The organism is Providencia sp. UF-183 (assembly GCF_058246155.1).
The window spans coordinates 102,150-122,342 of sequence record NZ_JBSICD010000011.1 but is presented as its reverse complement, the minus strand read 5'-3'; the positions used below and the strand labels follow the sequence as shown (position 1 = coordinate 122,342).

Below are 20,193 nucleotides of genomic sequence, written 5' to 3'. Positions count from 1 at the left end.
AATTTATCCTTTTAATGATGCCCCATAGGTCATATTGGGTGCGCTGCTTCCTTGCAGCGTCGCATAACTGATTTGAATATCACTGGCAATTTCACCCACTCGTAACGTCAAAATAGGCATGGGTAATTTCGCGTGATAGCTGATGTGCTCGCCCTCAATGCTGCCCACTCGCATATTCAGTTGATAATCGTTAATCACTTCAAACTGATAGCGTCGGCAGGTGCGCCCATACTGGTAAATGATGTTGATCAGCAAATCAGGGGCGCGTGAGAGCTGCTCATCATTGAGCACTAAAATAATCACGTCCCAATCAATGTGCGGCTGGCGCTCTTTAATCAATACGTTGCCAATGCCTAACCGTTCAAAAATGGCGATAAACCCCGCCACGCTGCCACTGTCTTTGGCGTTGATAAAAGCGTATTTCACTCGCTTGCGGTATAAGTCCAATGGCTCACCATTGAAGCGCTGAATATCCCGCTGATATGCCAGTAAGTTCAGTAATGCTTCTGTGCAGGTTTCAGCGTCCAATTGGGCTAATGGCCACGTTAGCCAGCTGTAAATCAATGTCCAGAAACGACGTAATGCCGCCAGTAGCTTGGCGGGCTCGCCTTTGTCCATCCAACTTGGTAGCGCAAGGCGTTTAAGTTTTTCGTGAAAGTCAGACATTTTTCACCTCAACCACTAACGATGTTAAGCGCGGCACGTTGAGCTCGCTGGTGATATCTCCCAATGAAAAATGCAGTGACTGAATATCACTAAATTGACGGTGCAGTTCGCGCCCCAAGTTAGAGAATGAAAACCGTGAATATGGCCATGTCTGTTTGACCTGGTACAAACTGTTTTCACGAAAGGCGCAGCGCACCAAATCGTTCACCTCATTTTTTAAGCTGCCCAGTTGTTCCGCACTAAAGTTGCCGAGGTTATCGACGAATAAAGTTAAAACTAAAGCATGCTGTGTTTCTGGCATGGCAAAGCACTGCATGTCATCACCGTGGCCGTGATGGCCTTGTTTCATCACGTACTCATTCACTTGGTCGATAAAAGGCTGGCTTGCCACGCCACTGTCTAATAACAAATACGCATTGGCGGTACCTGCACCACGGGGCGCATCATGCAAAAAGAAAATGCGGTCAATGCTCAAGCCCACAAGGCTGGCTATCATGCCGCGATAAACCGCATCCGTGTGGTAGTTCCCCACTAAATTGAATTGGTTGCGGCAGCGGTCACGCAAGTCATCGTCGCTTTCAGCATCCGCACCTGGCGTCGTTAACCAATCATTTTCACTTTGCACTTGTTCAATCCCTGCGACGGCAACAGGCAGTATACGAAAATAGCCTGGGGCGAGGTTATGCGCACCGCCTGCCATATCTGCTATTACAGGGATTAACTGGCTTTGCTGGCCTGCGGTAATCTCCACGGCTTGAATGGTACTCACGCTGTAAATCACCCCCGCGATGCGCTCCGTTTGGATGATGGTGCCTTTGGGTACGGTGACTGCGCTAGCGCCTGCCACTTTATAAAAGCGGATCACACCGTGGGCTTGGGTGGCAGGTTTGCGGGTTAAATTGACGCCCCAAGCAAACAAATCAAGCCATGCCCCTGATGCCGTGGCCAAATACATATTGCGCATGACGATATTGACCAAGGCCTCTTTTAACCACATTGCGGGCTTGGTCACGATGGTGGTAATCAGTCGCCAAAACGGTGACATCCGTGAGGTATTGGTCACTAACCCCTCATCGGCCACCACTTGGTTAAATTGTGCGTGAATTTCGGCCTCGGTGGTTGGCATCCCGCTATCTTGCAGGACTTTTTCATAATCAATGTCGGGTTTAGTCGCCATAATCCACTCCCACATCCATGCGGCCAAAATCGTAGGTTTCTGCGGTGATCCACAATTTCACGGGCGATTCTTCGTGAATGGAAATTGTCCCTGGGACAATGCGCTCGTCATATTCCACAAGCATCTCAATTTGGTTGCGAATATCTGCCCGTAAGGTGGGGCTACGTTCACCCACCAATTGTGTGGCCAAGCCGCTTTCCATAATGGCATGGACACAATCTTGAGCGATGGAAACACGGTTATTGCACAAAATCGGCTCACTGCCCGAATTCAAGGTAAAATCACGCTCCGTGATTAATAAATCAATGTATTGGCTATCCATGCGCTAACATCTCATATTCGGTTAATTGTTGTGGTGATGGCATTGTTTCAACTTTAATGACTACATTTTCATAATTTCGACTGTTATCGACATGACTGGTTGTTGAACCCACGGCATTTTTCCCAATGCCATTTTTATCAATGCCTTTGAGCTGTTTGCCCGTTAATATTTGTGTATTGGTAATGGGCTCCGCTTGCTCAACTTGTGCCTGCATAAACAATTGTTGCTGACGAATAATCTCGACCGCCGCCATGCCCTCAACATCAGGCACGCTATTGGTGGCTTGAGCGGCTGGGGTGTTGACCTCCATGCGTTCAATTTCAACACCGGGTAAATAATTTAAGGTATCGACAAACGAGTTATAGATATCGGCAAAGGTCTGTTTTACCCACGCCCACACATTGCCGAAAATATCGCGGATGCTGTTGGCGACGGTCTCAAAGGTTTCGGTTAATGAAAACTCACCAAACCAATTGCACAGCGTTTCCCAACCTTGGCCAATCCATTCCCATACATCGATAAACACTTGGCCAACTGCCATCACAACTGCGGCCAACACTTTAAATGTGGTGGTATCTTGGATGGCTGCTTTTACTGCATCCCAGTGTTTAATCAGGTAATAAATTCCCACACCTAATAACGCAATCGCCCCAATAATCAAAATGATGGGCAAGCTCATTAGGTTGAAGCCAATGCCTGCGGTGATGGCGGCCATCCGTAGCGCCAACAAGGTACCGCGTAAAAGTTTTAACGTAGCCTGCCAAATTACCATCGCTTTATTGGCCAGCCAGACCGCCCCAGGGATTAATTTCAACGTGGCAAGGCTCAGTTTCCAGACCACCACTAACCCCGCCCAAATAAATTTGCTAATGCCCATCACGATATTGGCCATCGCTCCCGCAGCGGCCACGCCTGTGATACTGGTGGCGATATAGCCCACGTATTTGGCGATATTGGGGAACAAGGTTAACCAACGCTGGACGGTTTGCCCCATCTCTGCAATTTTATTCACCAGTGGATTAATGACAGGCAATAGCGTCATCCCCACGGCCACACGTACATTAGTCCAAATGGCCATTAAGCGTTCCCACGGGTCGGCCAATTGCTCGGCCATTTCTCGGGTACGTTTCATGCCATCGTTCGCGCCCAAGGCGGTGATATTTTTGCGTAATGCATCCACATCACCATAGAGCTGCTTCACCACAATGGCCGAATCCCCAAAAGCGGCCTCAATCTCTTTTTGCGCTTTGAGGTTGCCGTCGATATTGCTACCGTACTTTTGCTGTAATTTGCCCAACATTTCCGGCAAGGAATTCATTTTCCCCGACGCATCGACAAAGCTCAGCCCCAGTTTTTTAGCCCCATCTTCCGCGCCCGTCATAAATCCCTCATAAGCGCTGCTGGCTTCGCTGCCCAATGTGCGCTGTAATTCCCCCAACACGGCTAACTGTTCATCGATACCCACGCCAAAGTGAGTCCCTGCCGACCTTGCGCCCTCCATTAATCCTGTAATGTCAGCCATTGAAGTACCAAAGGCTTGCGACATATACAGCGCTTTGCCTGCCAGTTCTTCGGCAAATTGGCTTTTGCCCACTTGATTAGCGTAGGTGGAAAACTGCGAAAACATCTGCCCCATATAGGCGGTGGTTTCATCTGCGGTACTTTTTAAGGCGGTGGCCGTGGTATTGGTCACCGTGGTTAAATAAGGCAGTTCGTTATCGGCCACGCCTTGAATGGCTTTGCGGATGGTGAGCGCAGATTGGGTAAATTCCACCGAGGATTTACCATATTGCGCACTGAATTTCATGGCCGCTTGGGTAACGTTTTTCATCGCGCTCGCATCCACACCTTGCAAACTGGCGGTCTGTAGCGCTTCATTCATTTGCAGCGCAGGGTCAAGTAAGCCTTTTAAGGAAAATAACGCACCCGCTAACCCTGCCACGCCAATGGCACTTTGGGTAAAGGCTTTTTGACTCTCATTGGCAAAATTGGATAACGCAGACTGTGCCTGTTTTAGCGGCTGCGTCACGTTATCAATTAAGCTTAAGGTAAAATCTAATGAGTTCATTTATCACCCTTTAACGCCAGTGCAATGCCATTGGCCACGGCAATGCGCATATTTTCCCAGTGTTGGTTATTCAGCCATGCAGCACGAGCCAAACTATCAATTTCATCATTATCATGAGGATAGTAATGACGACGCAGCGCAATAAATTGCTCCAACTCATTACGCTCGATAGATTCAACCCGTGCCCTCAGTTTTTTACGCTAATGTCCAATTTCGGGGCGTATTGCTCATTGATGGATGAAGCGATTTGCAGCGCGGCACCTGGCTGTTTTAACAGTTCATCCAGCGCGTCTTTGTCGTCTTTCATCACAATGCGGCGTAAATAGGTGTGGGCAGGGGCAATTTTATTGTCCATCGCCATTTCATTGATAAACCCGTTATAGGCGGTCATGTTGGGTTCGAAACGGTAATCTTTTCCTGCGATATCTAATGTGATTGGTTGGCTCATGGTTCAATTCCTTTTGCGGTTAATGTCATCCACTAATTGGTTGTGACGTGCGGCACAATTGCCGTACAAGGTTAAAAATAGTTCTAACGGTTCACTGACGTGCTTGCCCGTTTGCCCGTTCAGTCTCGGCAACAAGATTGGGCACTTGGTTAACAGGTTTTCCTGATAACTCTCGCTCGATACGCTCGGCGGCGCGGTTGTACAAGCTGACAAACTCAGGACTAACACACACGTTAGTGAACACAGGTTTAATAACTTCGGTTCTGATTTCCCTGGGCGTTGCATTGGCGATATTCTCCAATTGGTTTTCAAGCTGACGCGCAGACTCACGAGAAATGGCTTGGGCTTCGGCTCGGGCTTTATCGCCTGCTTGTTTGGCAGCTCGTTCAATGTTGAGCTGCAAGCTGTCGTGATAAAGCCCGTTGACCCACCAACCTGCGCCAAAGGCCGCTAACCCTAGTGCGAACACGAACGCAAGTTGTTTGGCCATTACTTCACCCCGTTATGGGCTAAGCTGAAATGGTTGCCATCATTAAATCGGCCGCCCCAAGTGCCCCCGATAGATTCCCAATATTCGCCCAGAGGCAAATAACTTGGGGTATCTTCAAGGTATTGGCCGTTGATAAATAAATTAAAGTCCACGGCTAGGCGCGATATATGCAAGCTGTTTTTGATGCCTTTGCCTGTTTTGGCATTCGCGCTGGCTTGTTCGGTGGTACGAAAGGCTTCGCCAAAGGTTAGGCGATAACCGTGCTCATCTGCCCATAAAATTAGCCTGCCGATCATTACGGTGAATAAGGCTTGTTTCTCACTTAATGTCATCTTTTAACTTTCCTTGTAATAACGCTTTTCCACGCTTTTTAAGCCACATTTCAACTAGCTGGTAACCTGCAATCCCAAAAGCGGTACCAATCCCCGTGACCGCTAAAGGTGAGATATTGGGGAACCAAATCAGCGCGGCACCTGCCATGACTGAAATTGCGGCTCCCAGAAAGACACGCCCGAAAAACAAGCGGGCGGTAATTTGTTCGTCACTGGTGAGGATTTTGCCAACAGCAATAAGCACCCCCATAAAAAACAAAGTGATAAATGTTTTTTCATGTTCTTCCATGAACACTGTTCCTTTTAACCAATTAGTTTGTCTGTCAATTCAGATTCAAGGTAAGGAATGCCATCCAAGCGCACAAAATCAGGGCTGGTGACAAGGAATTTCACTTTTAAATTGACCGTGGTACCGCCTTTCGGGTCATGATCTAAAATGTCCGATAGCAGTAATTTGCAGCCAAAGGCTTCCACCTTCATTTCCTCGCCGCCTGCTTTGGCGTACCACATCAAATCCACTTCGGGGATGCTGCGCCATGAGCCAGCTGCACGGGCTTTGGCTTTTAAAATGGCTAACGCTTTAGTGCTAAATTCCAGCTCACCTTCGCCAGACACATCCCCAGATACCCAACCATCGGGCACGCCATTGGTTTGGGCTACGCCCGTGTTATCCGTAAGGTTTAACGTTGATTTCTCAACATGAATGAGTGAGCCGTCTAGGTTGAAATCAAACGACTGACCCGAAATCCGTTTACTCATGCTGCGCCCTCCAAGCTGGTATCTAAGATCACACTCGCTTCAATGCCTTTTGGACACTCATAAGTGCGAACCACAAAATAGACCGCGACTTTGGTTTTGCTCATCCACGTAATGACCACATCGCTATCCTGTGGCGGTTTGCATTCCCCTGGGAACGTAATACCGTTGATTTGGCTAGAGCGTGCCATTTCACGCATCACACGGGCAAAATAGCTTTTGTGGGTTTCAATTGAATTGGGTGTACTGTTTAAGCTACGGTCACCAATTTTGGCAATTGCCCGAATGCGCACGTTTCGCGCCACTTTATCGACAATGCGCAGGTTTTCGATGTTTTGAAAGTCACCGCCTTCCACGTCTAATGTGCGCCCATCAGCCCAGTACAAACCGTCGTAATCGGGGTACCACATCGGCACACTGAGGCGGTTTTTCTCTAACGCCTGCAAAGTCGCTAAATCAATCTCTTTGCCTGTGCCATCAAGGGGTAGCGTTGCGCCCATGTCTTTTAATGCGCCTGTTTTTACCCGCGCAGGCGTGTCTGCGATAGTTACCGAACGGGTACATAAACGGCCTGCTAATACACCTGCTTCTTTACCCCACAGTTGTGGCACCAGTTGTACTGACGGGGCAGCAATGCCTTTTTGTAAGGCAATAATGCGAGCCACATAATCTGGCCAGCTTTCGTCTTTGGTGGGGGTATCCACGGTAATGATTGACCAGACCCAACGGCCATATTTGGCGATTAAGGTTTCACGCAAGGTATTGGCGGCATCAATGACTTCTTTGCTAGCCGCGGTCAATAAAACGTAACCCTCCACACTGGCCACGTCTTGCGCGGCAATCACTGCATCCACAAACCCCAGCGGCTCAGCATCAACCGCCATCACATGAAGATAAGCCGACCAGTTTTGTCCCGCGTTATTCATGGCGGCCATCACATTGCGTTTCAGGTCGCTATCTTCACGGCCTAACACATCATCAAAATCCGTTTGTGTGTTGACGGAAACCGTTTTACCTACGTTAGTATTGCCCGTACCCATAAACAATACCGTGCGTTCAACCTCTTTGGTTTCCCCTTGTAGCTGATTTACTTGGTTCACCTGTACAGATGGCCATGTCATAAAAAATCCCTCTTTTATGGTTGTTTAACCAAACCCAATCCCTTGCAGTTGCCGTGCGAGGGCTTTTTCAAATTCATCTTGATTGATGCCCAAAAATTCACGCGCTGGCACATCAATCACCCATGAATTTTGTGGCGTCTCATCGCTTAAGGTGCGAATTAATAAACCTGCTTTAGCAAAGCTCATCCCGCTTTCAATGGCTTTTACAGGCGGTTTACGCCAGCCTTTGCCTTTGCGCTCCTTGTACCCCAGCGCCCGCAACTTTTTAGCTTGCTTCTTAGTGGCTGGCCGTGTTTTATCGCGCTCAGATTTAAAGCTGGATTTATTCACGGTCACATTCATCCCATGTTGTTGTGAGTAACCCACAACCCCCGCAGGAACTTGTTTTTTCCCGTTGCGGTATTTGCCCCCTTTGAGGTAAATCCGCACGCTTTCGGTTTCGGGCAGTTCCTTGATGTGCAGCACTTTAGGCATATTACGCAGCATCTTTTTGCGCCAGTTTCCCTGGCGTTGTTGCCACGGTTCGCCCTCTGGCGTTTGTTGGTTGCGAACATTGCGTTTTGCTGCCGCTATCACGCCATATTTCGCGATGCGCCATAATAAGCGTTGGCGTTTTTTCGGGGTTAAATCAAACCGCTTAAGCGCCTCTTGCAGCGTGTTAAATTGGGTTTGGTTCAACTGGCCGCTTATCATGAGTGAACGCCTGCAATATCCGCTTCTTGGGCAATCCACACATCAGGGTCACACAGTGTCCAGCGCTTACCATCCATCGGCACAATACCATTTTCGTCCTCTCGCATGTTGACGTTCTCCGCCAATTGCAGCGTGACAATTACCACCGCTTGGTGGCTTTCATTTAAATCCACGTCCATTGATGGGCGCTCTAAATCCAGCTGAATATCATCGATATCGTCATTTTCATTGAGCCACGCATCAATCAAGATACCGATATAATCAGGGTTCACTTGGCGATAGGGGAAACGTCCCCACGCAATCGTCGCGTCATATTGTTTGATGTGCATTCGGTATTGGTCATTGCCCAAATCGCGCTGCGCAGGGATAAACTGAATGCTATCCATCACACTGGAAAACTCCACATTGCACACGCCATCGGGCAAGTTAGCCTTTAAAAAGGCGGTTAATTGCTGCAATTTGCTCATATCATGGTTACCGTGGCGCGTTTTAGGCCTTTCATATTGCGGATCACTAATGAGGATTCCGCTAACAGGCGGTTACGCAGTTCAGGGCTTTCTTGCTGCGAGTTCGGGGCGCGATTCACAATGGAACTGTATTCCCCCAATAAATCCGCTTTAGCTCGCGCAAACACCGCTTTTAAATACTGCGCACATAACGCATTACGGCCATTACGTTGCACTCCGGGCACTTCTGCCGCTTGCTGGTAGCCTTTGGCGTGATGCTGATTTTTCACACTAGTGAGCTCACCATTAATTTCCGTGATGGTATTCAGTAGTGCGTCGGCCAAAAAATCCGTATCGATACTGGTCGGTAGCGAACGGCTTTTCTGAAACTCCAGTAAATCCACATCTGGCCAAAAACCGTCATTAGTAATGATTTCTTGGCGATAATTACCGCTATTACCATCAAACATGGGTTGTCCTTAATATAAAAAGTGGGCAAGGCCAGCTTCCTTGGCCAATTGCAATCAATTGCATTGCCTCAGCTGCGCCCACTTGGCTTGCGGTAGTCATTCGGCAGTAAGTGCCCGCAGTCGCATAGCAATACGCGTGCGATGGGTTCTTACGCCACTTTTCGGGTTTAGCTGATGCGCCCTCGCAAGGTAGGCATCGGCTTTTTCTAAATCATCCACGTTATCAATGGCACTGGCTTTCGCTTCACTGTTATCCCCTTTGAGGATTTCCAAGGCGGCGAATTTGTACCATTTGGACTTAATCTTTTCGTGAACTCGCCATTTTTCGGTGACGTTGTGAAACGTGCGTGAAAAATAGGGCTCGATGGCATGGCCTGCTTCCGTTTCAAGCTGCGCCCATTGCAAGATGGTGTCAGCCACAAAGGCAGGAAAGCCACTTTTAAAGCCTGTTGGGGTAAGCTGTCCTTGCTCAATGGCGATGTCCGCCCAATCCAATCCTTGCTGGAATTCCCCCACATCAAACAGCCACACGACACAGTAGGCAAAAATCGGGTTTTTATAGATTTTCCCGTCGTCCAGATAACGCTGGGCAGTCGGCAGATAATTGGGCAAAAATTCCTGCCGTTTTATCTCGGTGCGTTCTGCGTTGGTCATCCCTTTGAGCCGTGCTGCATCCTTGTCAACGGCACGCGCTTGTAAGTGCATACTTTCGCCATCGGCAATGGCAATCGCTTGTTGCTGCTCCAGCTTTTGGCGCATTTCCACTTTTAGGCGGTGACGTTGGCCTGGTGATAACATTAGTCTGTCTCGACGGTGTCTTTCGGCTCAATCAATTCACCGATAGTGACCGCTGACTCATCAATTGCCCCGTACAGCTCAGGGTATTCCAAAGCATAGCCCTCGTTACGCAGATAATTGTTTTCATACTGTTTACGGTCATCCACAAATTCCGCTTTGCGTTGGCGCGTATTGCGCTGCGTGTACAGGTGCAAATTGGATAACGTCGTAACCACTAAGCGTTTCCCTGGCATAAATGGCGGGATATACGCGGCACGGCCTGCGATAGTGGTACCCAATAATTGCGCGGCAATTTTCTCTGTTGGGCGGTCAGCGGCTTGATATAAGCGATGCTGCTCAGCGGCAACCAAGTCAGCCCCCACTAACACCACAAGGCGTGGGTCGGTGCGGTATTGCACAGGAATACAGGTGTTTACCACTTCTTGCGCCATTGCATCGAGCGAACGGAAATCACCTTTTTCATCCAAGGTGATGGATTCGGAGATCACTTGTTTTCCACCGTCCCATTCTTTGGCGATTTGGTGCCAACCTTTGTTGACATCTTCCCCATTTGGGTACTTTTTCGCATCGGTGCTATCGGCCACATGGGTACCGTTAAAACCAATACGCAGCATGTCGAGGGCAAAGCTTTCATTAACGAAATTTTGCATCCGTTGGTAAAACTCATTTTCACCGCCTGAGTTTGCCCAAACTGACAGCACATCCCACGGTAAAAACGCCCCTGAGTCGGTTTCAGCTAATTTATACTCATTGCCATCAATCCCCGTTTCACGCATGAAACGGCCACCTTTTTTACGCCCCGTGAATAACCCTGGGTTACCCACTGAAATCACTTGGCCAGCCAATTGGTCAACGTCCGCGCAGTAAATCAGGTTGAGAAACTCAACCGATTCCATAATCGCTTTACGCAACGCAATTTCTTTGGGTTCGGTGATGGCAAAATATTTCGACGCATCATCAATGTTGTATGAGCGTTCAAGGCCTGACTTATGGCCTTTTAAATACGTTCTGGCCGTATTGTTTAAAAACATGGAAATCCCTCTCCAAAATTCAGTAATGGGCTCTGATCACAATGGATTAGAGGTGTACAAACTCTTTACGGCCTGCGGGGTTTTTCCCTGGGAGCTGGGTCGCCACTTTGCTGAATGATTTGGTGATTTCCGGTAAGTTGTCGCGCAGTTTGGCGAAACCTTCGGTGTCCACCACGTCTTTCACCACTTCCACATCACTTTGCGCTTGTTCCAACATGGTTTCTAATTCAGCGATTTTAGTCAGTGCTGCCGCCAAATCTGCCGCCATGCCCGATAACACCTCATCATCAACGGTGGTTTCGGTTGGCTTTTCTTCTTTGACTTCTTCAATGCCAAAGTGCTGACGCCATGTTTTCTTTGCGGGTTTTGCCATTTTTCGTTTCCTTTGTTTTTGACGACTAAAGTCGAGCCTTGTCGTACCTACACTGGCTGGGGTGTCCGTTACCGCCAAGCCTTCTAAATATGTCACGCCTGAATTGCGAAAATCGGTATCCATCTCGACTGAGGTAAACACCCCACGGTTTTGGCTGTTCATTTCCAACAAACGAACAAAAGGGCGAAGTACGGCATATAAACGTAACGTATCGCTTTCATCGGTATCCGCACGTAATTCCAAAACCTCACCCAGCGGATCACCCCGATTTTCTCCCCGTTTATTGTGTCTAGGCCAAATCATGGCGGTGTACAAATCGGGATCATAGGTTTCTGCCATTTCGATAATTTCCTCGGGCAGAATTTCCCGACCATCAACGGTTTCACCTTCCGTGGCAATGCAGAGCCATGTTGTGCGTAATTGCGACATTCAAAATCCTTAGCTGCATTCCGTTCCTTTTGAGCCATCAGTATTGCCAATTCTTATTCATGGTGCGAATGGTTGAGTTCGGTTATCCCGCCATTACCGAAAACAGGTAGATGCCTGCAATTTCTGAACATTGCACAATGGCACCACTATGGCTAAACACTCAGATGCAAAAATACAGGTCGCCAAATCACTTTATTTGCGACGCTATACCCCCGCTGAAATCGCGGAGGAACTTAATCTGCCTAACAGGCGGATTGTCTACTATTGGGCGCAAAAATGGTGTTGGGCGGATATGCTCAACCATGAAAGCGTATTGGAGGCAATTAACCGACGCATTGCGCTGTTATCGGAGCGCAATAAAAAAACGGAACTTGAACTGGAGGAGCTCGACAGGCTCATTGCACATCACGTCAAATTGATGGCGCAGGCCAATAAGCACAAGGAAAAGCTGGCTGAAATCAAAGCGCAAGGCGAGTCTGGCGGGGAATACAGTACAAATGACGATGGCGAAACCAAGAAAAAGCGCCGCTATAAGAAAAATGATATCTCTGAACTGACCCCAGATGACTTTCAGAAATTCGCGGATGAAATGCTGTTTGGTTACCAAAAACACCTGCGTATCAATATTAAAAAAGCCATTCGCAATATCCTCAAATCACGCCAAATCGGGGCGACCTGGTACTTTGCCTTTGAAGCGTTTGAAGATGCGGTACTCACAGGCGACCCACAAATCTTTTTATCGGCTTCACGACCGCAAGCGGAGGTATTCCGTTCCTATATCGTCAATATCGCGGATAAATTCTTCGGGGTCACGCTTACGGGGAACCCTATCCGTTTAAGTAATGGTGCAGAGCTTCGCTTCTTATCCACCAATAAGAACACCGCACAGTCATACAGTGGCCATTTGTATTGCGATGAATATTTTTGGGTGCCTGATTTTAAACGCCTGAACGAAGTCGCCTCTGCGATGGCAACCCACGACAAATGGCGCACCACCTATTTTTCCACACCCAGCGCGAAAACCCATCCCGCTTACCCATTTTGGACTGGTGACGAGTGGTGCGGTAGTGATGCTAAGCGTAAGAATGTGGAATTTCCCTCATTCGCACAGATGCAAGACGGTGGCCGTGATTGCCCCGATGGCCAGTGGCGCTATGTCATTACCATTGAAGACGCTGTCCGCAATGGATTTAACCTGGCATCCATTGAAAAACTGCGCAACCGCTATAACAAAGACACCTTTAACATGCTGTATATGTGCGTGTTTGTGGACAGTGGCGCATCCGTTTTCAAATATAACGACCTTGAAAAATGTGCCATCGATATTGGGATTTGGGATGACCATGATATCAATGCAGTGCGGCCATTTGGGGATAGAGAGGTTTGGGGCGGTTACGACCCCGCACGTTCGGGGGATACGTCCACCTTTGTGATAGTCGCACCGCCTTTGGTGGCAGGTGAATATTTTCGCATTCTCGCCACCTTTTATTGGCAAGGCATGAGCTGGAAACACCAAGCCAAACAAATTCAAGACCTGTACAGCCAATACCGTTTTACCCACATCGGCATCGATACCACAGGAATTGGTCACGGGGTGTATGAGATGGTGGCCGACTTTGCCCCGCGCGTCACCACGGCCATTCACTACAGCCAGAATACCAAAACTCAATTAGTCCTCAAAATGATTGATTTGGTGGATGAGCAGCGCATTGCCTGGGACGTTGAGCAAAAAGAAATTATGGCCAGCTTCTTAGCCATTCGGCACACCACCACGGGTAAAGGGGGCTCAATGACCTTTATCGCGGATCGCAGTAAGGAAACGGGTCACGCAGACGTGTTTTTTGCCACGTCACACGCCGTGGCCAACGAACCGCTAAATAATGAAAGACAGCGTAAATCTAAATATAAATTTCAAAAGGCTGCATGATGAGTAAGAAAAAGTTACGGAAAACTGCACAAAAGCAAACGGCTAGCAAAAAATCGATGAATATCATCACATTAGGCAAGCCAGAACCGATTTTAACCACTCATACGGAATACCAAAACATTTGGTATGACAATGATTATGACCATTACAGCTTACCTATAGACCGCACCGCCTTGGCGCAATTGGTGAATTTAAATGGCCAACATGGGGGCGTTATTCATGCGCGTGCCAATATGGTGCTATCGGATTACCAAGGCGGTGGCCTCACGCATCAGGAGCTGCGTGCCAGCGTGTTGGACTATATTGTGTTTGGCGATACGCCCATCTTAAAGCTACGCAATTACTACGGGGAAGTGGTTGGGCTGTATGTACTGCCTGCGCTGTTTATGCGTCGTCGCAAAAATGATGATTTTGTGATTTTGCAAGAGGGTAAGCCGATGGTGTATACCCCTGACGATGTGATTTACATCAAGCAGTATGACCCCCAACAGCAAGTTTACGGCATCCCTGATTATATCGGGGGCATTCATGCGGCCATGTTAAACAGTGAGGCCACTATTTTTCGTCGTCGTTACTACCACAACGGGGCACATACTGGGGGAATGATTTTTTGTAATGACCCGATGCTGACCGATGAAGTGGAAGTGATGATCACCAAAAAGTTAGAACAAAGCAAAGGGATTGGTAACTTTGAAACCATGTTCGTGCATATTCCCAATGGGGATGCGGACGGCATCAAGTTTATTCCTGTGGGGGATATTTCGGCCAATGATGAATTTAGCAATGTGAAAAACATCAGTGCGCAAGATATTTTAACCGCGCACCGTTTCCCTGCGGGGTTGGCGGGGATTATTCCTGGCAATGTTGGCGGCTTAGGTGACCCACGCAATGCCCGTGAAGCGTACCGACAAGATGAAATTATTCCTGTTCAGCGCATGTTTGCCAACGCGATAAATAATGATGGTGAAGTGCCCGATCATTTAAAGATCACTTTTCAAGAAGATAGCCACCAATTGAATTAAGAATAACGCAAAATTAATGATATTTACGGAATTTAACGGTCATAGGGAAATGAAAAATGCACAAAAATAAGGTAAAATTACGGAGTCATTATCAAGCGGAGATTTGGAACATGCGAGTATTAAAAATATTCTGCCCTGAGTGTGGGGAAAAAGCGATTATTCGTAAATCAAATAGAAAGCATCGTGAAGTTTCAGATCTCTATTGTGCATGCAGTGACGTCGAATGCGGCCACACTTATGTATTAAGCCTGACGTTTGACCATACCATCAGCCCAAGCGCAAAAAGTAATAAAATGATTGGTTCGATGATACAGAATTTAAACCCTGAACAGCGCCAAATGGCGCTAGACTTGTTAAAGTCCAGCCCCGTTTAAAGCTATTTTTCGTTTGTCACTTTCGAGTGACTTTTTTATTTTATGTTTCTCAATTCTGCGTGTGTCCTCTGCGATTTCCATAATCAGCGCTAATACAACTTGGCGCTCTTTATCATTACATAAATCCAAACTCCCAAACCTGGCGATGATTTCTATCCGTTCCAACGCCACTGACGCCTCTAGCATCTACATGATCCTCTTACATAAAATCACTTTACTGGTTATTTATACAGTAAATTTACCTAGTATGAAAGAGGTAGTTTAAAATTTTTTGATCGATTAGAATTCTGTGCAAATTTTGATAGGGGGTGGTATGGATATTGAACAAAATAAAAAAAATAAAAAACAAACGCAGTTAAATTGGTGGTTCATACTCATCGTGTGTATTTTTCCACCAACTATTCTTCTCATTCTTTTTTGTAAAAGAGCTAGGGAGATGGTCAAATTAACACCTGATAGTTTAGATAAACAAAATTTATTTTGGATAGCTATATTATTACCAATATTCTCTTTTATTTTATTTGGGATTGTTGCTTGGTATGGAACTGAATTAGATAGCTCTTGGCAAGGATATAATAAATTTCTTGAAATAAGTAAATTACCTTTGGGTATTCTAGCATTCTCTCCAATATTTGGGGTATTCGTATCAAATATTCATAGAACTATACAAACAAAAGAACAAATTGAAAGAACGGAAGATCAAATAAAAATAACAAAATTAAAAAACAACTTTGATTCTTTTAACTCCCACATGAAAATAATATGTGATGAATTAAAAGAATTTAAAGTTGGGTTTTTATCATGTGAATATACAATAAAAAGCAGAATGAAATTATATAGAGATATTTTCAAAGAGTCATCTGTTCTAGCAGGTGCTAATAATGCCATATCTAATAATTTCATTACTGAACTAGATAAGCTATATGGTGATTTATACAAACATTCCACGAGTTACCTGATGAATTTTCATATTAACTCAAATGAAACAATAATAAGGTATGTAGGAAATGAAACAAAAATAAACAAAATCATTAATGACATACATGATAGCATATTTTACCTCTTTGAACACTTTGGGCTAGCACAAGAAAATTACAAATACTTAGATTTCACTTATGATTATGATAAAGGTAAAAATTATCATCAATTAAATATCATGCATAATATATGGGAAGCACTACAAGAAATTGATAAATTTATAGAGAAATTACTTTATTCTATTGGGTATGATTTCTCAATAGAAAATGAGTTTACTCAGAATTTTTATGGTACATATATGGTCAGAAAACAGTTAGGGCAAGCATCAGTAAAATATGATAAGGATTTAAAATGAAGGGATCATCACCAATTGAACAAATGCCAGTAATTATGTTGCTAGTTACTATTGCAGTACTTTTTGCCATATCCTACCTAGTAACTGATGCATCCCTAAAAAGAACTAGAGAGGTTTCTTTTGAAATAAAATCAGATAGTCTAGATAAGCAATACTTATTCTGGTTAGGGATTATAGTACCTATTGGCATTTTCTTTTATCTAGAATATTTTGTTTTTTTATCTAATGAGATAGGTTTCAACTCTACTGGATTTGGCACTTTTTTTGATGAAAGTAAGCTACCTTTAGGTGTACTGGCACTATCTCCGATCTTTGGGGTTATAGTCTCGAATATTCATAGAACGATACAAACTGAAAAGCAAATTCAAGTAACCGAAGTAAAAAATATTTCAGATGGTTTCTATGCACATAATAAATATATTATTGAGGAATTAAAATTTATTTCAGGTGGTAAAGAGGATTTTGAATTGGAATTACACGTTAAATTCCCTAATTCGTTATATAAAAATGTTTATATAAATTCCAGCGTTATTGATGGTGCGTTATATGAAGCTGATAAAGAATTTATAGAAAACTTTGATAATAAGCTTATTTCTTTATCGGAAAACATAAAGAAATTAACTACCTATTTAAATGAAAAAAAAGAAGCGGATGGGGAACTTAAAATTTATCTTGTTACTTTTCATTTAAAAAATATTTCTGATTATTATGATGAATTAATGTCGTTTTTATATATTAGTAATAGAGCTGGATATTTAATAAAGAAATGGGGTGAGATCTGCAGGAAATTTGAAGATGATGAAAAAGAAAATGAAAAAGACGGTTCTAGTATATATAGTTTCATTACTGACGTTAGTTATTTTTATAATTGTGTAAAGGTAAATAATTTACTTGTATACTTACTAGACTATTTTCATGTGACTATTGAATTTATTGATAAAATAGCTGATGTTTTAGATTTTATTAACCAACGTGAATCTAATAAATTCAGAAGAATCGCAATTTATGAGCTCTCTGATTTAAAAAATGACTGGAATTTTAAATGTCAGGAGATTTCTTATGACTATCGTGAGCATAGATACGAAATGCAGCTCGCCCAAGAACGTCAAGGGTATTAAATTCGCTCTAAAAGATTTCTACTTTTTTCTAGGTGCGATTTCCTTTTCTGCTCCCTAGTCACAATCTTCTGTATATGGCCATTTCCGTGAAACCTCACGCTTTGGCCATTCTCTGTATAAACCGCTCCTTTCCATAACGAAAGCAACATCGGTTTATCCTTATCTGGGTCAAAAATTATCCCAATCGACTTGGCCGCATCCACAATATTGTTGATGGCCACGTTCCTATCTTTAACCGTACTGAGAACCTCCGTACAGTTATTGACAGAACTCCTAGGTGATGCGTTCGCATCACTAAAAACAGACTCCGCTATCGCTTCGTCTAACTTCTTCACAATCTTCCAGCTCTTGAGTCTGGTAATAATCGGACTATCAGAACCCACTAAAGGCGAGAATACACCTTTAACCCGTATAATTTCCTCACCATAGGCATTGGTTTCTTCGCTTTCTTGGTACCACAGACGCGCAATAAGATCGTCACGACGCACAAATGGGCCACCTTGAGCATTGATATAGCCAGCCCAATCCCCTGAGTCAGCGGCATCATGCACAACAGCAAACTCCACATCCAGACCTACCGCAGTATCGTGATCGGCCATCTTGCGTAATTCACGGTAAACGGTAACAGGTGCGCCACCGATAAATTGAAACTGACGTATACGCCAACGGCCAGCCCATGCAGCGGCAGCCATTGCGGCTTCTTTCATCGGTTTACCGCTTTCATCATCTAATTCATCATCGAGCGCATAACCATCCACATTTTTAGAAATGTACTTGGCCACATAGCCCGTTGCTGAACCTTTTTCAGGGTCGATGGCTTCGGCATGGAAACGGGCTTTTCGGGCTTTGGCGGTAATGAGTTCGTTTTCATCTTCTTCAAAGGCATATTCCCTAAGAATTTCGCGGATACTATCCGCTTGCTCAGGCAACATAAAAAACAACATATGCCAATGTGGGGTTGCATCATGGTGCGGCTCTGCCACACGAATACCAAAAATTCGCAAATCATTGCGGTGTAATTTCGCGCGCATCTTGCTCCACACTTTACTTAAATAACGTTGCGTGTCGGCGGGGCTACTGCCATTCCATTTACGGTTACGGTGGCCGTGTATGGTAGTGGCATGATATTTAGATGGGGCTGTTAACGTGTAGAATTCCGCAATATAGCCAAGTTCATTGCAAATATTTTCAAAGCCGCGAATCCTAACCATCATCTCAGTTCGACGAATGGCAGGGTTTGCCACACTGCCATAATATTTATCAATCAAACTAAAACGGTTACCGTTCTCATCTTCTAATTCCATTGATTTCAGAAACTCACGGGTGCGTCGCTTTTGCTCTTTCCATTCACTCATGGCCATAGAGCTTGCATAAAGGCTACTGCGCTTGCTGACATTAGTTAACGCAATATGTAAGTGCTCGCGCCATTCTGATGCATGCCTACGTAAACGGTTTAGCCACCACTTTTCAGACGTCATTTGTGCGATAGCAATAAAAGCGTCCTTTTCGTTAAAGTAGCGTTTGGTTAGTTTCGCTAAGCGTGGAGGTTCTTGGTGATAGGCTTGGGTGATCGCAGCTGCTTCCGTATACAGCATATGCGCAATCTTTAAATCGCCTTCATCAGTGCGTTTTTTGCTGAGGTCTGAAAGTGTGGTGAATACAAAAGCGGATAATTCAAGGGCTAATGATTCAAGAGATTTACGCGACATATCAGGCATCGCATTAAACCAATTAAAAAATCGGTAGGTTTCAGAATTTTTATTCGTTAAACAATAGCGTTTTGTGACTTGCTCAACCCTTGGGTAAATGCGTTCACAAAAATTCTTAGCAAGGTAGGCGTTAGCACGTTCAAGGCCTTGATCTTTGAATAGCACGTCATACCGTTTATTAACGGTAATTTGAACAATTTTAGGTTGCTCTGAAAGCAGCGTTTCTGCATTGGCTAATGCTTTGGCTCTTTTTTCTTTTTCATGAAGTTCAGGATAAGTCGGGAACGGCCTTTCAATAGGCTGTGCTGGCTTGTAATACAAGGCTTGCATAACTGAATTGTTTGTTTCGAAAGCCATTTAAACCTCATGAAAAAGAAAACTGGGAATAAAAAGAGTTAGCGGCATATCTAGGTGTATGCCGCTATATTGCTATGCATGACTCTCTATATGCCCAATCTCACTTTCGATTAACTGACTGATAGCTGCGTAATCAGGCTTTTCAGTCAGTACATACATTTGCAGTTTGCGCAGTCGTGACGCATAACGGTCATTACAGACCTTGCGCTCGTCTTGGCGGTTCCAGTTGATGCAGCTATCCATCAAAACAGCGTCGTTTGAACTGTTATCAAATACAGGTGTAAACATCGGTTCTGGTATATTCATTTATCTGTTTTCCTAATTTTAGCGTGTAAAAATCCCTGACAAATCAATGTCATTAAATTTTTGTCGGTTATTTAATTAAGAGGTAAGGCTAAGTTTTTTGGTAAAAATGCACTAATCGCTTTTATGTGATTAATGGCTTTAACGATATTAAAAACCTCTTTCGTGGTGAGATCTTCAAATTGGCAGTCGTGGCGGCTCTTATCAATATTCGCCATATAGAAAATAACACCTAAAAACTTTTTATTTTCTTCGTGATGCTCATTAAAACGGTCGCGCATTTCTTTTATAAAATATTTCAGCTCATCATTTTTTAAACCAAAGTGTTTTGATTTAATTTCTGATGTTTTATTAAGCCCATTAATGCGCTGGTCTAATTGCATATATTGAGCGCGTTGCTCTAGCTCTATTGGGTTCTGATACATAATTT

26 protein-coding genes are annotated in these 20,193 nt (G+C 44.9%); 5 read left to right on the top strand and 21 right to left on the bottom strand.

The genetic code is table 11. The annotated features are described in order from the left end of the window. Window positions 1-3 precede the first annotated feature (3 nt). The 17 genes from AC4IFT_RS12310 to AC4IFT_RS12230 form a co-directional block, all read right to left on the bottom strand. Window positions 4-666, bottom strand: a complete 663-nt coding sequence (locus AC4IFT_RS12310) for a phage tail protein (RefSeq protein WP_490751465.1) — start codon at window positions 664-666, stop codon at window positions 4-6. Then, window positions 659-1,843 (bottom strand): baseplate J/gp47 family protein, encoded by a 1,185-nt coding sequence (locus tag AC4IFT_RS12305; protein ID WP_490751464.1) that lies wholly within the window; start codon window positions 1,841-1,843, stop codon window positions 659-661. The genes AC4IFT_RS12310 and AC4IFT_RS12305 overlap by 8 nt, the downstream gene beginning before the upstream one ends. Then, complete coding sequence (locus AC4IFT_RS12300) at window positions 1,833-2,165, bottom strand: DUF2590 family protein (protein ID WP_490751463.1); 333 nt, start codon at window positions 2,163-2,165, stop codon at window positions 1,833-1,835. The genes AC4IFT_RS12305 and AC4IFT_RS12300 overlap by 11 nt, the downstream gene beginning before the upstream one ends. Beyond that, window positions 2,158-4,233: a phage tail tape measure protein gene (locus AC4IFT_RS12295; protein WP_490751462.1), complete on the bottom strand. Its 2,076-nt coding sequence runs from the start codon at window positions 4,231-4,233 to the stop codon at window positions 2,158-2,160. Before AC4IFT_RS12295 ends, AC4IFT_RS12300 begins: the two co-directional genes overlap by 8 nt. Next, window positions 4,230-4,388, bottom strand: a complete 159-nt coding sequence (locus tag AC4IFT_RS12290) for a DUF6890 family protein (protein WP_158514051.1) — start codon at window positions 4,386-4,388, stop codon at window positions 4,230-4,232. Before AC4IFT_RS12290 ends, AC4IFT_RS12295 begins: the two co-directional genes overlap by 4 nt. Before the next feature lie 32 nt (window positions 4,389-4,420). After that, window positions 4,421-4,681, bottom strand: a complete 261-nt coding sequence (locus tag AC4IFT_RS12285) for a putative phage tail assembly chaperone (protein ID WP_166685132.1) — start codon at window positions 4,679-4,681, stop codon at window positions 4,421-4,423. A 91-nt stretch (window positions 4,682-4,772) separates the two neighbouring features. After that, entirely contained in the window at window positions 4,773-5,171 is a 399-nt protein-coding gene (locus tag AC4IFT_RS12280; RefSeq protein ID WP_490751461.1) for a hypothetical protein, read from the bottom strand. Continuing rightward, window positions 5,171-5,503, bottom strand: a complete 333-nt coding sequence (locus AC4IFT_RS12275) for a M15 family metallopeptidase (RefSeq protein WP_490751460.1) — start codon at window positions 5,501-5,503, stop codon at window positions 5,171-5,173. Before AC4IFT_RS12275 ends, AC4IFT_RS12280 begins: the two co-directional genes overlap by 1 nt. Continuing rightward, the gene (locus tag AC4IFT_RS12270; RefSeq protein WP_109911427.1) at window positions 5,490-5,792 is read right to left on the bottom strand and encodes a phage holin family protein; all 303 of its coding nucleotides are present in this window, start codon (window positions 5,790-5,792) and stop codon (window positions 5,490-5,492) included. The genes AC4IFT_RS12275 and AC4IFT_RS12270 overlap by 14 nt, the downstream gene beginning before the upstream one ends. 14 nt (window positions 5,793-5,806) lie before the next feature. After that, complete coding sequence (locus tag AC4IFT_RS12265; protein ID WP_272682644.1) at window positions 5,807-6,262, bottom strand: phage protein; 456 nt, start codon at window positions 6,260-6,262, stop codon at window positions 5,807-5,809. After that, complete coding sequence (locus AC4IFT_RS12260; RefSeq protein WP_490751459.1) at window positions 6,259-7,380, bottom strand: DUF2586 domain-containing protein; 1,122 nt, start codon at window positions 7,378-7,380, stop codon at window positions 6,259-6,261. The genes AC4IFT_RS12265 and AC4IFT_RS12260 overlap by 4 nt, the downstream gene beginning before the upstream one ends. A 24-nt stretch (window positions 7,381-7,404) precedes the next feature. Then, window positions 7,405-8,073 carry a phage virion morphogenesis protein gene (locus AC4IFT_RS12255; RefSeq protein WP_490751458.1) on the bottom strand — a complete coding sequence of 223 codons (669 nt, stop codon included), beginning with the start codon at window positions 8,071-8,073 and terminating at the stop codon, window positions 7,405-7,407. Then, entirely contained in the window at window positions 8,070-8,540 is a 471-nt protein-coding gene (locus tag AC4IFT_RS12250; protein ID WP_490751457.1) for a phage tail protein, read from the bottom strand. Before AC4IFT_RS12250 ends, AC4IFT_RS12255 begins: the two co-directional genes overlap by 4 nt. Then, window positions 8,537-8,989 carry a head completion/stabilization protein gene (locus AC4IFT_RS12245; protein ID WP_490751456.1) on the bottom strand — a complete coding sequence of 151 codons (453 nt, stop codon included), beginning with the start codon at window positions 8,987-8,989 and terminating at the stop codon, window positions 8,537-8,539. The genes AC4IFT_RS12250 and AC4IFT_RS12245 overlap by 4 nt, the downstream gene beginning before the upstream one ends. A 96-nt stretch (window positions 8,990-9,085) precedes the next feature. Then, complete coding sequence (gpM, locus tag AC4IFT_RS12240; protein WP_490751455.1) at window positions 9,086-9,748, bottom strand: phage terminase small subunit; 663 nt, start codon at window positions 9,746-9,748, stop codon at window positions 9,086-9,088. Window positions 9,749-9,786: 38 nt separating this feature from the next. Then, window positions 9,787-10,818 carry a phage major capsid protein, P2 family gene (locus AC4IFT_RS12235; RefSeq protein ID WP_109911420.1) on the bottom strand — a complete coding sequence of 344 codons (1,032 nt, stop codon included), beginning with the start codon at window positions 10,816-10,818 and terminating at the stop codon, window positions 9,787-9,789. Between the two features lie 46 nt (window positions 10,819-10,864). Then, complete coding sequence (locus AC4IFT_RS12230) at window positions 10,865-11,620, bottom strand: GPO family capsid scaffolding protein (protein ID WP_490751454.1); 756 nt, start codon at window positions 11,618-11,620, stop codon at window positions 10,865-10,867. Between the two features lie 148 nt (window positions 11,621-11,768). Between AC4IFT_RS12230 and AC4IFT_RS12225 the strand changes: the two genes are divergently transcribed. Genes AC4IFT_RS12225 through AC4IFT_RS12215 form a run of 3 tightly spaced genes read left to right on the top strand, consistent with a single transcriptional unit; the run spans window position 11,769 to window position 14,943 of the window. Then, window positions 11,769-13,547: a terminase large subunit domain-containing protein gene (locus AC4IFT_RS12225; protein ID WP_490751453.1), complete on the top strand. Its 1,779-nt coding sequence runs from the start codon at window positions 11,769-11,771 to the stop codon at window positions 13,545-13,547. Then, entirely contained in the window at window positions 13,547-14,569 is a 1,023-nt protein-coding gene (locus tag AC4IFT_RS12220; RefSeq protein WP_490751452.1) for a phage portal protein, read from the top strand. The genes AC4IFT_RS12225 and AC4IFT_RS12220 overlap by 1 nt, the downstream gene beginning before the upstream one ends. A 56-nt stretch (window positions 14,570-14,625) precedes the next feature. Continuing rightward, entirely contained in the window at window positions 14,626-14,943 is a 318-nt protein-coding gene (locus AC4IFT_RS12215) for an Ogr/Delta-like zinc finger protein (protein WP_490751451.1), read from the top strand. On the opposite strand, the gene AC4IFT_RS12210 is transcribed toward AC4IFT_RS12215, so the two are convergent. Then, on the bottom strand, window positions 14,923-15,129 hold the full coding sequence (locus tag AC4IFT_RS12210) for a hypothetical protein (protein ID WP_490751450.1): 207 nt from the start codon (window positions 15,127-15,129) through the stop codon (window positions 14,923-14,925). The two genes, AC4IFT_RS12215 and AC4IFT_RS12210, sit on opposite strands and share 21 nt — an antisense overlap. A gap of 127 nt (window positions 15,130-15,256) precedes the next feature. On the opposite strand from AC4IFT_RS12210, the gene AC4IFT_RS12205 reads away from it, so the two are divergent. Both AC4IFT_RS12205 and AC4IFT_RS12200 read left to right on the top strand, forming a co-directional pair. After that, complete coding sequence (locus AC4IFT_RS12205) at window positions 15,257-16,276, top strand: hypothetical protein (protein ID WP_490751449.1); 1,020 nt, start codon at window positions 15,257-15,259, stop codon at window positions 16,274-16,276. Further along, window positions 16,273-17,394 carry a hypothetical protein gene (locus tag AC4IFT_RS12200; RefSeq protein ID WP_490751448.1) on the top strand — a complete coding sequence of 374 codons (1,122 nt, stop codon included), beginning with the start codon at window positions 16,273-16,275 and terminating at the stop codon, window positions 17,392-17,394. The genes AC4IFT_RS12205 and AC4IFT_RS12200 overlap by 4 nt, the downstream gene beginning before the upstream one ends. Here the strand turns inward: AC4IFT_RS12200 and AC4IFT_RS12195 are convergent. From AC4IFT_RS12195 to AC4IFT_RS12185, 3 genes are all read right to left on the bottom strand, one after another. Beyond that, window positions 17,391-19,460: a replication endonuclease gene (locus AC4IFT_RS12195; RefSeq protein ID WP_490751447.1), complete on the bottom strand. Its 2,070-nt coding sequence runs from the start codon at window positions 19,458-19,460 to the stop codon at window positions 17,391-17,393. The two genes, AC4IFT_RS12200 and AC4IFT_RS12195, sit on opposite strands and share 4 nt — an antisense overlap. A 72-nt stretch (window positions 19,461-19,532) precedes the next feature. Next, window positions 19,533-19,766, bottom strand: coding sequence for a DUF2732 family protein (locus tag AC4IFT_RS12190; RefSeq protein ID WP_490751446.1), 234 nt, complete (start codon window positions 19,764-19,766; stop codon window positions 19,533-19,535). Between the two features lie 71 nt (window positions 19,767-19,837). Beyond that, on the bottom strand, window positions 19,838-20,188 hold the full coding sequence (locus AC4IFT_RS12185) for a DUF5347 family protein (RefSeq protein ID WP_211888405.1): 351 nt from the start codon (window positions 20,186-20,188) through the stop codon (window positions 19,838-19,840). Between the last annotated feature and the right edge of the window lie 5 nt (window positions 20,189-20,193).